This is a genomic window from Allobosea sp. RAF48 (assembly GCF_052114025.1).
Classification (GTDB): Bacteria; Pseudomonadota; Alphaproteobacteria; order Rhizobiales; family Beijerinckiaceae; genus Allobosea.
This window is the reverse complement of record NZ_JBFRDZ010000007.1, coordinates 1-13,507: the sequence shown is the minus strand read 5'-3', so window position 1 is coordinate 13,507 and position 13,507 is coordinate 1. Positions and strand designations below refer to the sequence as shown.

At 66.5% G+C, this 13,507-nt stretch carries 14 protein-coding genes and 1 pseudogene; 10 read left to right on the top strand and 5 right to left on the bottom strand.

Going from position 1 to position 13,507, the window contains the following annotated elements:
* Positions 1–31: 31 nt before the first annotated feature.
* The 6 genes from hisF to AB4Z10_RS14540 all read left to right on the top strand — a co-directional run bounded on the left by hisF (position 32) and on the right by AB4Z10_RS14540 (position 4,675).
* A complete protein-coding gene (gene hisF / locus AB4Z10_RS14565) occupies positions 32–796 on the top strand; it encodes an imidazole glycerol phosphate synthase subunit HisF (RefSeq protein ID WP_441471106.1) in 765 nt (254 codons plus the stop codon).
* Positions 796–1,116 (top strand): phosphoribosyl-ATP diphosphatase, encoded by a 321-nt coding sequence (locus tag AB4Z10_RS14560; RefSeq protein ID WP_441471105.1) that lies wholly within the window; start codon positions 796–798, stop codon positions 1,114–1,116. The genes hisF and AB4Z10_RS14560 overlap by 1 nt, the downstream gene beginning before the upstream one ends.
* Before the next feature lie 55 nt (positions 1,117–1,171).
* Positions 1,172–2,146 carry a type I pantothenate kinase gene (gene coaA / locus AB4Z10_RS14555; protein ID WP_441471341.1) on the top strand — a complete coding sequence of 325 codons (975 nt, stop codon included), beginning with the start codon at positions 1,172–1,174 and terminating at the stop codon, positions 2,144–2,146.
* A gap of 141 nt (positions 2,147–2,287) precedes the next feature.
* Positions 2,288–2,734 carry a YqaA family protein gene (locus AB4Z10_RS14550; protein ID WP_441471104.1) on the top strand — a complete coding sequence of 149 codons (447 nt, stop codon included), beginning with the start codon at positions 2,288–2,290 and terminating at the stop codon, positions 2,732–2,734.
* A gap of 70 nt (positions 2,735–2,804) precedes the next feature.
* Positions 2,805–3,155: a RidA family protein gene (locus AB4Z10_RS14545; RefSeq protein WP_441471103.1), complete on the top strand. Its 351-nt coding sequence runs from the start codon at positions 2,805–2,807 to the stop codon at positions 3,153–3,155.
* Positions 3,056–4,675, top strand: a complete 1,620-nt coding sequence (locus AB4Z10_RS14540) for a coiled-coil domain-containing protein (RefSeq protein ID WP_441471102.1) — start codon at positions 3,056–3,058, stop codon at positions 4,673–4,675. Before AB4Z10_RS14545 ends, AB4Z10_RS14540 begins: the two co-directional genes overlap by 100 nt.
* Before the next feature lie 17 nt (positions 4,676–4,692).
* On the opposite strand, the gene AB4Z10_RS14535 is transcribed toward AB4Z10_RS14540, so the two are convergent.
* Positions 4,693–5,841 carry an aminotransferase gene (locus tag AB4Z10_RS14535; protein ID WP_441471101.1) on the bottom strand — a complete coding sequence of 383 codons (1,149 nt, stop codon included), beginning with the start codon at positions 5,839–5,841 and terminating at the stop codon, positions 4,693–4,695.
* Between the two features lie 357 nt (positions 5,842–6,198).
* Here AB4Z10_RS14535 and AB4Z10_RS14530 point away from each other — a divergent pair, with 357 nt between their 5' ends.
* The 3 genes from AB4Z10_RS14530 to AB4Z10_RS14520 all read left to right on the top strand — a co-directional run bounded on the left by AB4Z10_RS14530 (position 6,199) and on the right by AB4Z10_RS14520 (position 10,492).
* Positions 6,199–7,680: a cobyric acid synthase gene (locus AB4Z10_RS14530; protein ID WP_441471100.1), complete on the top strand. Its 1,482-nt coding sequence runs from the start codon at positions 6,199–6,201 to the stop codon at positions 7,678–7,680.
* Positions 7,681–7,873: 193 nt separating this feature from the next.
* A complete protein-coding gene (locus AB4Z10_RS14525) occupies positions 7,874–8,470 on the top strand; it encodes a TetR/AcrR family transcriptional regulator (RefSeq protein ID WP_441471099.1) in 597 nt (198 codons plus the stop codon).
* A 66-nt stretch (positions 8,471–8,536) separates the two neighbouring features.
* On the top strand, positions 8,537–10,492 hold the full coding sequence (locus AB4Z10_RS14520) for an SDR family NAD(P)-dependent oxidoreductase (protein ID WP_441471340.1): 1,956 nt from the start codon (positions 8,537–8,539) through the stop codon (positions 10,490–10,492).
* On the opposite strand, the gene AB4Z10_RS14515 is transcribed toward AB4Z10_RS14520, so the two are convergent.
* From AB4Z10_RS14515 to AB4Z10_RS14505, 3 genes are all read right to left on the bottom strand, one after another.
* Complete coding sequence (locus tag AB4Z10_RS14515) at positions 10,416–11,345, bottom strand: NAD-dependent epimerase/dehydratase family protein (RefSeq protein WP_441471098.1); 930 nt, start codon at positions 11,343–11,345, stop codon at positions 10,416–10,418. The two genes, AB4Z10_RS14520 and AB4Z10_RS14515, sit on opposite strands and share 77 nt — an antisense overlap.
* Entirely contained in the window at positions 11,338–12,354 is a 1,017-nt protein-coding gene (locus AB4Z10_RS14510) for an MraY family glycosyltransferase (protein WP_441471339.1), read from the bottom strand. Before AB4Z10_RS14510 ends, AB4Z10_RS14515 begins: the two co-directional genes overlap by 8 nt.
* 96 nt (positions 12,355–12,450) lie before the next feature.
* Positions 12,451–12,903 (bottom strand): hypothetical protein, encoded by a 453-nt coding sequence (locus AB4Z10_RS14505; protein ID WP_441471097.1) that lies wholly within the window; start codon positions 12,901–12,903, stop codon positions 12,451–12,453.
* On the opposite strand from AB4Z10_RS14505, the gene AB4Z10_RS14500 reads away from it, so the two are divergent.
* Positions 12,884–13,093, top strand: a complete 210-nt coding sequence (locus tag AB4Z10_RS14500; RefSeq protein WP_441471096.1) for a hypothetical protein — start codon at positions 12,884–12,886, stop codon at positions 13,091–13,093. The genes AB4Z10_RS14505 and AB4Z10_RS14500 overlap by 20 nt on opposite strands.
* 165 nt (positions 13,094–13,258) lie before the next feature.
* Here the strand turns inward: AB4Z10_RS14500 and AB4Z10_RS14495 are convergent.
* Positions 13,259–13,507: pseudogene (locus AB4Z10_RS14495) on the bottom strand (hypothetical protein); the annotation flags it as partial.

The window sequence follows — 13,507 nt, the reverse complement described above, 5'->3', positions numbered from 1 at the left end:
AATCGGTTCCGCGCATGAGTTTTCCCTGCCGATGACCCTGAAAACCCGCATCATCCCCTGCCTCGACGTCAAGGACGGCCGCGTCGTCAAGGGCGTGAAGTTCCTCGATCTCGTCGATGCCGGCGATCCGGTCGAGGCCGCCAAGGCCTATGACGCGGCCGGGGCCGACGAACTCTGCTTCCTCGACATCACCGCGAGCCATGAGGATCGCGGCATTCTGTTCGACGTGGTGACGCGCACGGCCGAAGCCTGCTTCATGCCGCTGACCGTCGGCGGCGGGGTGCGCAAGGTCGAGGATATCCGCGCTTTGCTGCTTGCCGGCGCCGACAAAGTCTCGATCAACACCGCCGCCGTCACCAACCGCCAGTTCGTCAAGGAAGCGGCCGAGAAGTTCGGCGACCAGTGCATTGTCGTCGCCATCGACGCCAAGCAGGTCTCGCCGGGCCGCTGGGAGATCTTTACCCATGGCGGGCGCAACGCCACGGGCATCGAGGCCGTCGCCTTCGCGCGCGAGGTCGTCTCGCTGGGCGCGGGCGAACTGCTGGTGACCTCGATGGACAAGGACGGCACCAAGTCCGGCTACGATCTGGGCCTGACTTGCGCGATCGCCGATGCGGTCTCGGTCCCGGTCATCGCCTCCGGCGGCGTCGGCAATCTCGACGATCTCGTCGCCGGCGTCAGCAAGGGCCATGCCTCGGCGGTGCTCGCCGCCTCGATCTTCCATTTCGGCACCTACACGATTCAGCAGGCCAAGATGCATATGGCGGAAGCCGGGCTGCGGATGAGGCTCGACTGATGGCCGGCTTCACCCTCTCCGATCTCGAAGCCCGCATCGCCGAACGCGCCAGCGCCTCGCCTGAGGAATCCTGGACCGCCAAGCTGCTCGCAGCCGGGCCGGAGCGGGCCGCCAAGAAGTTCGGCGAGGAAGCGGTCGAGGCCGTGATCGCGGCGGTGAAAGGCGACCGGGCCGAGCTCATCGCCGAAAGCGCCGACGTGCTTTATCATCTTTTGGTCGTGCTCAAGGCGCGCGATGTTGCATTGCGGGACGTCTTGAGCCAGCTTGAGGCCCGCACCGCCCGCTCCGGAGTGGCGGAAAAGGCGGCCCGGCCCCGTTGAGTACCGCGAGGATGAACCCGCGTTGAACCTGGAAGCCTGGATTGCGGGTCGCGTCATGGACCAGCGTCACATCACGACTTCGCCTGAGCGCGAACTGGTCTCGCCCTACCGCCTGTTCTCGCGGGACGAGTGGGCGCATCTGCGCGCCGATGCTCCGCTGACTCTCTCGGTCGACGACCTGACCAAGCTGCAATCGATCAACGATCCGATTTCGCTCGACGAGATCGTGGCGATCTACCTGCCGCTGTCGCGCCTGCTCTCGCTCTACGTCGCCGCGACGCAGGGCCTGTTCAAGGCGACGCAGCGCTTCCTGATCGCCGAGTCCGAGGTCAAGGTGCCCTATGTCATCGGGGTTGCCGGCTCGGTAGCGGTGGGCAAGTCGACCACGGCGCGCGTGCTGAAGGCGCTGCTCTCGCGCTGGCCGAACACGCCGAAGGTCGAACTCGTCACCACCGACGGCTTCCTGCTGCCCAATGCCGAGCTCGAGCGCCGCGGCCTGATGCAGCGCAAGGGCTTCCCCGAAAGCTATGATGGCGCGTCGATCCTGCGCTTCCTCTCGGACGTGAAGGCCGGCAAGCCACAGGTGACGGCGCCGGTCTATTCGCACCTCGTCTATGACGTGGTTCCCGGCGAGACGGTGACGGTCGAGCGGCCGGACATCCTGATCCTCGAAGGGCTCAACGTCCTGCAGCCGAGCCGGATGCCGAAGGATGGCACGGTCATTCCCTTCGTCTCCGATTATTTCGATTTCTCGGTCTATCTCGACGCCGATGAGAACGACCTGCACCGCTGGTACGTCAACCGCTTCATGACGCTGCGCCAGACCGCCTTCCGTGACCCGCGCTCCTTCTTCCGCAAATACGCCGAGATCGGCGAGGAGGAGGCGCTCGGGATCGCCGAGAAGCTGTGGACCGGCATCAACCTGCCGAACCTGCAGGAGAACATCCTGCCGACGCGCCAGCGCGCCAGCCTGATCCTGACCAAGGGCGCGAGCCACCGCATCCAGCAGGTCGCCCTGCGGCGGCTGTGATCGCCACGATCTTGCTCAAACCGTCCTCGTCATTCTGGCCGCCGCGAAGCGGATCGCCGGAATCCATCGTGGAGTGCCGAGCGCTTCGATGGATTGCGGATCTGAGCGGCTGCGCCGCTTGCCCGGAATGACGTGGGATCCGTGGAAGCACTCTCCTCCCTCGGCCTGATGGCGGGTGCGGCTTTCGTAGCCGCCACCTTGCTGCCGGCGCAGTCGGAAGCGGTCTTTCTCGGATTGCTGGCGACGAAAAGCGCCGATCCGCTCGCGCTGTTCCTGACCGCGAGTCTCGCCAACACCGCCGGCTCCATCGTCAACTGGTGGCTCGGATGGCTGATCGCGCGCCACGGCGTCGAGAAGCTCCCGGCACGGCTGCGGCCCGATCCGGCCCGCTTCGCGCAGGCACAAGCCTTCTTCAGCCGTTTTGGCTGGCCCTCGCTGCTGCTGGCCTGGCTGCCCATCGTCGGCGACCCGCTGACCTTCGTCGCCGGCACGCTGAACTATCCGCCCGGCCGCTTCATCGCGCTCGTGCTGCTCGGCAAGGCGGGCCGCTACGCTGTGCTCTGGTTGGGTTGGGTGAGCCTCGTCTGAGCGCCTTATGATTTGCGAAACCGGCCATACCGGGCTACCAGCGAAGGCATCCGTTCAAGGAGATTTGACTATGAGCATTCAGCGTATCGGCGTCGGCCCGCGCATGTCCAAGGCCGTCGTGCACGGCGACACCGTCTATCTGGCCGGCCAGGTCGCGGACAAGGCCGCCGGCAAGAGCGTGGGCGAGCAGACTGCCGACATCCTCGGCATCATCGACGGGCTGCTGGCCGAAGCCGGCACCGACAAGTCGAAGCTGCTGATGGTCAATATCTGGCTCTCCGACATGTCGACCTTCGCCGAGATGAACGCCGTCTGGGACAAGTGGGTGATCGCCGGCCAGACGCCGGGCCGCGCCACGGTCGAGGCCAAGCTGGCCGCGCCGCAGTTCACCGTCGAGATCGCGGTCATCGCTGCGAAGTAAGTATTTGGAGCATTCCGCGTTCTTCGGATCGCGGAATGCTCCACCTCTTCATTTTATCGCATTTTCTGAACGCGAACCGGTATCCACTTCGCTCGAAAATGCTTGAGGCCGAGGCGGAACGGGAGGCAGCCATCAGTCAACCCGACCAGATCGTCCCGCTTCTGGCGCGCGTCGCCGGACGCCACGGCCTGCCGCCGGTGGCGCTGGCGGCGATGATTGCGGACTGGCTGCGTCGCCCCGGCCTGACACTTCCCGCCGAAGCCTTGCTCGATCGCAAGGCCGCGGACTTCCTCTCCCTGGCCCAGAGCCTTGCGGTAACGGTCGGCGACGCCGAAATTCAGCGTCTGCGCCGGGAGGCCGCCGCAGCCCTCGGTGCCGGAAGCTTCGCCGATGCGGACAAAGCCCTGGCGCAAGCCGAACTGCACGCCATCGGCGGCGCGTCAGACCTTTCGACACTGCCGACCGAGCGACGGCTGCTGATTGGCGAGAACCGGGCGGATCGTGCGACGCTCAGCTTCCTGCGCACAACCGCCGAAGGCTATCGCGAAGCGTCCACCCGTTACGGCGAGGCCTCCACATTGATCGGCCTCGCCGATGTCGAACGCAGCCGCGCTGCCGCGCTGGATCAGGCGAAGGCGTTGGCGCGCATCAGCGAGGATTTCGGCGGGCGCGACGGCTATGACACCGCCATTGCAGCGTTGCGCCGCCTGCTCGAAGGTCTCGACCGCCTGGCGGATACCGTGGCCTTTGCCGGTGCCCAGGAGGCTCTGGCCACTGCGTTGGAGGGTCTCGCGGCGCTCACCGGCGAGACGAAACTTCTGACTTCGGCGCTCGCCCATTGCCGTTCAGGCATCGAATATCTGAGCCGCGACGAGGACCCGTCGCTCTGGCGCATGCTGAAACTGCGCATCGGTCGAATCGCTGTCACGCTCGGGGTGACGCAAAAGGACGATGAGCTGCTCGAAGAAGCCATCGCGGAGTATGCCAGCGTCCTCGCCGCATGGGATCGCACCGACGACGAGCCGCGCTGGCTTGAGGCCGAGCATATGATCTCGCGGGCCCGGGCGACGCTCGGCCGCCGCCGAAGCGATCTTTCGCTGCTGGAGCGTGCCTTCAACGGGCTCAACCGGGTATCCATGGCGACGGAGCGCAGCCGCGAGCCATTGCGCTGGGCGGAACTCCAGGACCAGATGGGCAGCGTGCTCGCGGCCATGGGCGAGCGCTACAGCGAGCCTGTCGTCATCGAGGAGGCGATCGCCGCCTTCGCCGCCGCCCTGCAGGAACGGCGACAGGAGAGCGTGCCGTTGCTCTGGGCGCGCAGCCTCGCCAATCAGGCCGAGGCCATGCTTCAGCTGGCGCGACGCAACAAGGACAAGGAGCTGGCGCAGAAGGCGCTGGCTCAGTTGATGACGGCGACGGAGACGGCCCGCCGCTCAGCAGGCAGCGATTCGCTCGTCGCCGATCTCCAGAAGCGGCTCGTCGCCGCCGGGGCCGTGGCGACCAAGCTGATCAGCGACTGACGAAGCAGCCGTCCGCTTCAGCGCAGGCGGCGGGCGGCCAGCCTCTCCAGCGCCGCATCGAGCGTCGCGTCACGCTTGGCGAAGCAGAAGCGGACGACATTCCTCACCGCGCCCTCGGCATAGAAGGCACTGACCGGGATCGCGGCGACGCCGCTCTCGGTGACGAGGCGCCGACAGAAATCGGCATCGTCGCTCTCGCCGAGCGGTGCGATGTCGACATTGAGGAAATAGGTCCCGGCGCTGGGCAGCACCGTAAAGCCGAGATCGCCCAGGCCTGCGGCGAAACGGTCGCGCGAGCGCTGGAAATCGGCGCGCATGCCCTCGAAGTAGCCGTCCGCCTTGCCCAGCCCGTAGGCGACGGCCGCCTGCAGGTTCGGCGGGGTGGTGAAGGTGATGTATTGATGCGCCTTGGCGAGGACCCGCATGATCGCGGGGGCGGCCATGACGAGCCCGACCTTCCAGCCCGTGAGCGAGAAGATCTTGCCGGCCGACGAGATCTTGACGGTACGCTCGCGCATGTCCGGCCGGCCGAGGACCGAGGCATGGCGATGTCCGTCGAAGACGACATGCTCCCAGACCTCGTCGCAGATCGCGATCGCGTCGTGGCGGACGCAGAAATCGGCGAGGATATCGAGATCGGCCTGGCTGAAGATCGTCGCCGTCGGGTTGAGCGGGTTGTTGAACAGCACGACCTTCGTCTTCGGCGAGAAGGCCTTCGCCAGCGCCTCTTCCGTCAACCCGAAATGGGGCGGCGTCAGCGTCACGAATTTCGGGATCCCGCCGGCGCGCCGCACCAGCGGCAGATAGGCGTCATACATCGGCTCGAACAGCACGACCTCGTCGCCGGGCGTGACGAGCGCCATCAGCGCTCCGGCGATCGCCTCGGTCGCACCGGACGTCACCATCACCTCGCTGTTCGGATCGAGATCAAGGCCCTGCCAGTGCTTGAAGTGCGTGGCGGTCGCCTGTCGCAGTTCAGGCAAACCCATCATCGGCGGATATTGGTTCCAGCCGTCCATGACGGCATCCGCAGCCTTGCGCCGCACATCCTCCGGACCGGGATCGTCCGGGAAGCCCTGGCCGAGATTGACCGCGCCGGTTTCGCGCGCGAGCTGCGACATCGCCTCGAAGACGGTGGTCGGAAGAGCAGAGAAGATCGGATTCATCGCAGAGGCCGGCAGGAGCAAGAACGAGGCTGGCTTAGCACGCCGGGGCGTGGCGCGCACCCCGGGACCGGTGCCTAGCCACGGCGCCTGTATCGACTGCCGAGTGATGAATGTTGACATTCGTCATGGGTCAGTGTTTATTGAGTCTCAGCCGGTCCTCGGCGGGATCTTGTTACGACTTCGCCCCTTTGGCGTAGCAAGGTGCCGCAGTGGACCGGCGAACCTTGTCAGGATGATCGATCCCCACGAGCAGGATCGTTCGGCGCAGACGGCGCCAGAGTTCTGCACCTTCCTTGCATGAAGATTGCCCCCGGCAACCGGCTTTCCGCGCCACGGAAAACCGGGCTAAGCAGGCTGATGTCCCGCGCTCCTACGCCCGCCATCATGATCCTCGGCACCGGCTCCAATGTCGGAAAGTCACTGATCGTCGCGGGCCTCTGCCGGCTCCTCGCGAATCGCGGGCTCCGCGTGCGCCCCTTCAAGCCGCAGAACATGTCGAACAATGCCGCTGCGACCGCCGCAGGCGAGATCGGACGCGCGCAGGCGCTGCAGGCACGCGCCGCACGCATCGAGCCGCATCCCGACATGAACCCGGTCCTGCTGAAGCCCGAAGGCGAGCAGGGCAGCCAGATCATCCTGCAGGGCCGCGTCGCCGGGCGGCTGGCCTCCCGCGATTTCGCGCGGCGCGGCGATTTCCTGCCGCGCGTGCTCGAGAGCTTCGGGCGCCTCGGTGAGCAGGCCGATCTCGTTATCGTCGAAGGGGCGGGTTCACCGGCCGAGACCAATCTGCGCACCCGCGACATCGCCAATCTCGGATTCGCGCGGGCCGCCGGCGTTCCTGCGGTGCTGGTCGGCGATATCGACCGCGGCGGGGTCATCGCCAGCCTCGTCGGCACCCATGCCGTGCTCGATCCGGCCGATCGGGCGATGATCCGCGCTTTCGCGATCAACCGCTTCCGCGGCGATATCGGATTGTTCGGCCCCGGCCTCGACACCATCGCGACAGCGACGGGCTGGCCCTCTCTGGGTGTCATCCCCTGGTTCGCGGACGCGGCGCGCCTGCCCGCGGAAGACGGGCTTGATATCCGGTCGGGGCGGAAGCCCGGCGCGCGGCTCAAGATCGTCGTGCCCGTGCTGCCGGGCATCGCCAATTTCGACGACCTCGATCCGCTCAAGCTGGAAGACGGCGTCGATCTCGCCATGATCGGCCCCGGCCGGGCGCTTCCAGGGGATGCCGATCTCGTCATCCTGCCGGGGTCCAAGACGACCTTGCGGGACCTTGCGGCGCTGCGACGGGAGGGCTGGGACATCGACATCCTCGCCCATCGCCGGCGCGGAGGGCATATCCTCGGCCTCTGCGGCGGCTATCAGATGCTCGGGCGCGTGGTCCGCGACCCGCATGGACTGGAAGGCCCCGCAGGAGAGGCGGCGGGCCTCGGCCTTCTCGATGTCGAAACCAGCCTTGATGCAGAGAAGACCGTTCGCGAGGTCGGCTTTAGCGACATCGCCAGTGCCACCCATGGGCAAGCCTATGAGATCCATCTCGGCCGAACCATGGGCGACGACACTCTCCGCGCACCATTCGCGGTCCATGGGAGGGCCGAAGGCGCGGCCAGCCCCGACGGCCGCGTCGCGGGCTGCTATCTGCATGGCATCTTTGCCTCCGACGCAGTGCGCGGCGCCTGGCTCGCACGGATAGCCGGCACCAGCCTGCCGTCGTCGCTGGCTTATGACGAGGCCATCGACGGAACGCTCGACGCGCTTGCAGACCATCTCCAGCGCCATCTCGACATCGATGCGCTGCTGGACATCGCGAAATCGCGGCTTCCGGCCCCGTAGGTCAGCCGAATGCCGGCACTTCCCGCGCAACTTGCCGCGGCATGGCAGCGGCTGTCAGCATCCGACTTCAGGCGGGTTTGATCTGCGTCAAGGCAAAAGTCTTTATTCGCCATAAGGTTGACGAATGACGAAAATCGTCATAGAGATCAATTCTTCACCGCATTCGTTGAAATACAAGCAAGCCGGCGACGCCGTGAGTCATTCCGAACGCGATACCAAGCAGATCATCGTCGACACCGCCGAACGCTTTTTTCGGGACATCGGCTATCAGAAGACGACCGTGGCGGACATCGCGAAGTCCCTACGGATGAGCCCCGCCAATGTCTACCGCTTCTTCGACTCCAAGAAGTCGATCAACGAAGCGGTGCTCGAGCGCTACAAGCGCGAGCAGGAAGAGGCGATCGCCAACATCGCCGCCGAGGATCGCCCTGCCGCGGACCGGCTGCGCGACATTCTCGCCACCTCCTACCGGCTCAACGCCGCCCGCTTCGCCGGGCATGCCAAGATGCAGGAAATGGTCTGTGCGGCCATGGAGGAGAGCTGGGACGCGATCATCGCGCATATCGAGCGCTTCGACGTGGTTCTGCGCCGGGTCGTGGCGGATGGCATCGCCCGCGGCGAATTCCGGCCCATGGAGCCGGCCCATGCGACGGGCTGTATCCGCACGGCGATGATCCGCTTCATGCATCCGCTGCTGATCACGCAATGCGAGTGCATTCCCGGCCCTTCGCCCGACGAAATGATCGCCTTCGTCCTCAGCGCGCTGGAAGCCAGGCCGCCTGTGAACTGAGCAACCGCGCAACGCTGCGTTGACAAGCCATCGAGGGAGCGGGATACCCCGCCTGACATGGCCATCCTGCCCAAACAGAATCTGAAGAAGACAGCTGTCATCGTCCACGACCTCGTGATGACGGCGCTGGCGATCTGGCTCGTCTTCGTCGTCCGCTTCGAAGGTGGGCAGCTCGACGAGCATCTGCGCTACCTGCCGCGCTTCCTGCCGTTCTTCGTGGCTTATGCGGGGCTGGTCTACTGGTTCTTCTCGCTCTACCGCTCCAAGTGGCGCTTCGCCTCGCTGCCGGACCTGTCGAACATCGTCAAGGCCGTCTCGGTCCTCACCGTGACCCTGCTGGCCGTCGACTATGTGCTGGTCGCGCCCAATTTCTACGGCAATTTCTATTTCGGCAAGATCACGATCGCTCTCTACTGGCTCGTCCAGACCGCTCTGCTGGGCGGACCGCGCCTTGCCTATCGCTACCTTAAATATGCCCGGTCGCGCTCCAGCGCGGAACGCGAGGCGACCCTGCCGACCCTGATTCTGGGGCGTGGCGTCGAAGTCGAAATGGTGATCCGCGCCATCGAGACGGGCACGATGAAGCGATTGCAGCCGGCTGGCATTCTGTCGCCCCGCCCCGACGATCTCGGCCAGTCGATTCGCGGCGTCCCGGTGCTCGGCTTGCTCTCCGATATCGAGGAAATCGCGTCCGATGCCGCCGAGCGCGGCGAGGCCTTCCGCCGCATCGTGGCCACGCCCTCGGCTCTGTTGCCCGAGGCGCAGCCCGAGAAATGGCTCGCGCGGACCCGTAAGCTCGCCCTGCCGATCTCGCGCATCGAGGCGTTGGGCGAAGGGGCGCGCGACACCGAGGTCGCGCCGCTGGAGATTGAAGACCTGCTGGTGCGCTCGACGGTCGCCATCGACCGCGAACGGCTGGGCGCCTTTCTCAAGGGCAAGCGGGTGATCGTCACGGGTGGCGGCGGGTCGATCGGCTCAGAGATCTGCCTGCGCTGCGCCGCTTTCGGTGCGGCCGAGCTGCTGATCGTCGAAAGCTCGGAGCCTGCCCTGTTCCAGATTACCGAGCAGCTTGCCGTCCAGGCTCCGGACACGGCTGTCTCGGGCGTCCTGGCCGATGTGCGCGACCGTGAGCGCATCATGCCGCTCTTCGTCGCCTTCCAGCCCGACATCGTCGTCCATGCCGCCGCACTGAAGCACGTACCCTATCTCGAGGCGGACTGGAGCGAGGGCATCAAGACCAACATCTTCGGCTCGGTGAACGTCACCGACGCGGCCGTCGCCTCGGGGACGAAGATCTTCGTGCTGATCTCGACCGACAAGGCGATCGAGCCGGTCTCGATGCTCGGCGCCACCAAGCGCTTCGCGGAGATGTACGCGCAGTCGCGCGACGCCGAGTTCGTGGCTGCGACCTCCGGCATCAGGCTGGTGGCGGTGCGCTTCGGCAATGTCCTCGGTTCCGTCGGATCGGTGGTGCCGAAATTCAAGGCGCAGATCGCCCGCGGCGGCCCCGTCACCGTCACCAGCCCGGACATGATCCGCTACTTCATGACGATCCGCGAGGCCTGCGATCTGGTGCTGACCGCAGCCTCGCACGCACCGGCCGGCGGGCCGGATGCCGAGCGGGCCGCTGTCTATGTGCTCAAGATGGGCCAGCCCATGCGGATCATGGATCTGGCCGAGCGGATGATCCGCCTCGCCGGCTTCGAGCCGGGCGAAGACATCGAGATCACCGTGTCAGGCGTCAGGCCCGGCGAGCGACTGAACGAAATCCTGTTCGCGCGGGACGAGCCGATGGCCGAAACCGGGCTCGACGGCGTCATGGCCGCCAAGCCGATCTTCGCCGGCCGGGCCCGCCTGCAGGGCTGGCTGGCCCGTCTGGAAGCGGCCGTGAAGGCCGACGACCGCGCCGCGGCCAATGCGGTGCTCGAAGAGGCGATCCCCGATTTCAGCCAGCGCGAGGCCCAGCAGCAAGCCGCGCCAGAGCCGCTTTCGTCTCTGCAGGCGGTCGCCAGCCGGCCTTGAGCAGGCGCTCGGGCCGCGCGACGAGGCTCCCCGCCAGCTTGACGAAGGTCTCCTCGCGCCCGGAGAGGCGCGCCAGCCGCCTGAGCAACGGCTCCGGCACCGAAATAAGCCCCGGTGAACGGCCGAGGCCGAGGCGCAACGCCGCCAGAATGTCGGCGACGCTGATCGGCTCGGGGTCGGAGACCGTGTAGGCCTGCCGTGCCGGGCAATCGGGCGTCAGGGCGAAGCGGATGGCGTCGGCGATGTTCTCGACCGCGAGCAACGAGCGCGGAGCCTTCAGGCCCCCGAGCGGCAAGGGGATGGGCAGGCTTGCGAGCCTGAGCAGCGCCGCCATGTTGGCCTTGACACCGGAGCCGTAGATCAGCACCGGGCGCAGCGCCACCCAATCGAGATCCAGCCGGTCGAGCCCATGTTCGGCCGCGAGCTTGGAGCGGCCATAGGCATCGCCGGGCGAAGGCTCTGCCGCTTCGGACAGTGGCGCCCCGTCGAAGGCGCCGGACAGTGCCTTGATCGATGAGAGGTAGACGAAGCGCCGCACGCCGGCCGCCACGGCCGCTTGCGCCAGTTCCAGCGTCGCTTCGGTATTGATGCGGTCGTAGAGCGCTTCGTCGAGGCCTGGCCCGGCATGGGCAAGGCCTGCCATATGAACCACGTGATCGACGCCTTCGAGAGCCGGCCGCCAATCGATCGGCCCCGCCAGATCGCCCGTCACGATGGTTTCGGCGCCGCCCGGTCCGTCGTACGGGCGACGCTGGGCGAGACGAAGGCGATAGCCGGCCTGCGTCAGAGCCGCCACGACATGCGGGCCAACGAAGCCACTGGCACCGGTCAAGAGGATCAACGGGCTAGCCACGGCGTGGCCCTGCCGCAAGGCGGCGCAACAGCAAGCCCGTCAGCAAGCAGGCGGCGGCGAGGCAAGCCAGCTGGACACCGATCTGCGGCCAGGCGATCGAGATGCCGGCCAACACAGCGAGAGCGACATTCAGAAGAGCGACGCGCCCGACCACCGCGATCACGCTGAAGCCGTTCGTCGTCGCCTGCTGGTAGAAATGCGAGCGATGCGCCTCCCAGACCTTCTCGCCACGCGCCAGACGGCGCAGCAGCGTGATGGTGGCATCGGTGATGTGGTAGAGCGGCAGGATCACTGCCGCGGCAAGGGCACCGGTCCCGGCCAGCCGATAGAGCAGATAGGCGGTGACGAGGCCGATCGGCAGCGACCCGACATCTCCGAGAAACAGCCGGGCCACCGGCTTGTTGAAGGGAGCAAAGCCGATCAGCCCGCCACAAAGCGCGGCGGCCAGCCAACCGGTGACCGGATCGATCACGCCGAGGCTTCCCGCAAGTGCGAGAGCTCCGGCCAGCGGTACGATGCCGGCGACGGTGATCCAGTCGAGCCCATCCATGAAGTTGACGAGGTTGACGAACCAGACCCCGGCGAGAAGGGCCAGCGCCCGCTCGACCGCCATCGGCATGATCTCCGGAAACAGGCGCAGCTCAGGTGCGGCGCGAAACAGCACATAGCCGACGCAGGCCGCCTGCAGCACGAGGCGAAGACCGGCAGGCAGAGGCCGGATATCGTCCCAGGCGCCGACGATGGCCAGCGCCAGAACCGCCGCGCCGACGATCAGCACCGTCCGCCACGCTTCGGCCTCCGCCCGGCCGAGCCAGAGCGCCACGGCCAAGGCCAGGAAGGCTCCGGCGAGCACGGCGATGCCTCCCCCCTGCGGCGTCGGCACTTTGTGGCTGGAGCGGGCATTCGGCCGGGCAAGCGCATAGCGCATCAGAAGCGGGCGCAGCCAAACGCAGAGCAACGCCGCCAGCAGGGCGGCGGCGGAGAGGGCGGCAAGGGGGATCAGCAGTATCGACAAAGCGGGCCGCACCATAGTCGAGGCAGCGCAAAAGCCTAGAGCTAATGCACCGCCCAGCACTCGACGATCGACGCCGGCCCGCTATGCAATCTACTGCTTGAAGCCGATCAGCACGCCATCGGCGCCAAAGGAAAGCTGAAGCCCCTGCCGGCGCGTGGCGAGCTGCAGGGTCACGCCCTTGTCGTTGCGCAGCCAGACATTGCCGCTTCCCTGATTGCCGACCGCCCAGCCTTCCTTCAGCTGGACATAAGCGCCAGGGAAATCGGAGACGTTTCGCAGCCCGTAGACCGTCCCCGTCGCGAGGGTGCGGGAGGCGCCGATCGAACCGATGCCGAGGCCGCCGACGGTGATCGGATAGGAGCGGCCGCGGAAGCGCAAGGTACCGCCGCCTGCCTCGCCAGAGGCGATAAAGCCCGCCTGGACCTGCTCGATGCGGACCGAACCCGTTGAGGGGCCGAGCGAGCGCGCCGACTGCGCCATCGCTGGCGAAGCCAGCGTCAGAAAGGCGGCTAAGGAAACGGTCGTGTGCCTGATCGTGATCATGTTCTACTCCTCGCGCTCCATAGGCGGCGCGGGGAATGAACCCGCGAAGCGCGATTTCGATCCCCGCACAGGGGCGCAGCGACCTGGCGTGGCGTTACCGCGTTCCGTCGGCGAGGCGACGAAAGAGCGAAAGAACCGCCCCAAAGGCCGAAAACCGCACAATTCGACGCAATTTTATCTGCTGAATTGATCCCGATTTCAGAGCCCGCCCGGCATGGTCCCGCGTAACGATCCATCCGCCGCAGGTCATCATGTCTCCCATACGCTTTGTGAGTTTCGCCTTCCTGCTGACGCTCGCCGTCTTTTTCTTCTCTTCGGCGCAGTCGGCGCCGGTGTGACCCGGCTTTCGGCCCCCTCACATCGTCGCTTCGGAACCTTCAACCGCCGCGGGTTCCGCTACCCCTGAGCCCGCCCGGCTACCCCCCGTCTCTGCGATCTGCAGGATGTAGCGGCCGTAATCGCTTTTTGCGATCTTCTGGCCGAGGGTGGTCAACTGGGCGTTCGAGATCCATCCCTGGCGATAGGCGATCTCTTCGGGGCAGGCGATGCGCAGGCCTTGCCTGGCTTCGAGGGTGCGGACGAACTCGCCGGCCTCGAGCATGCT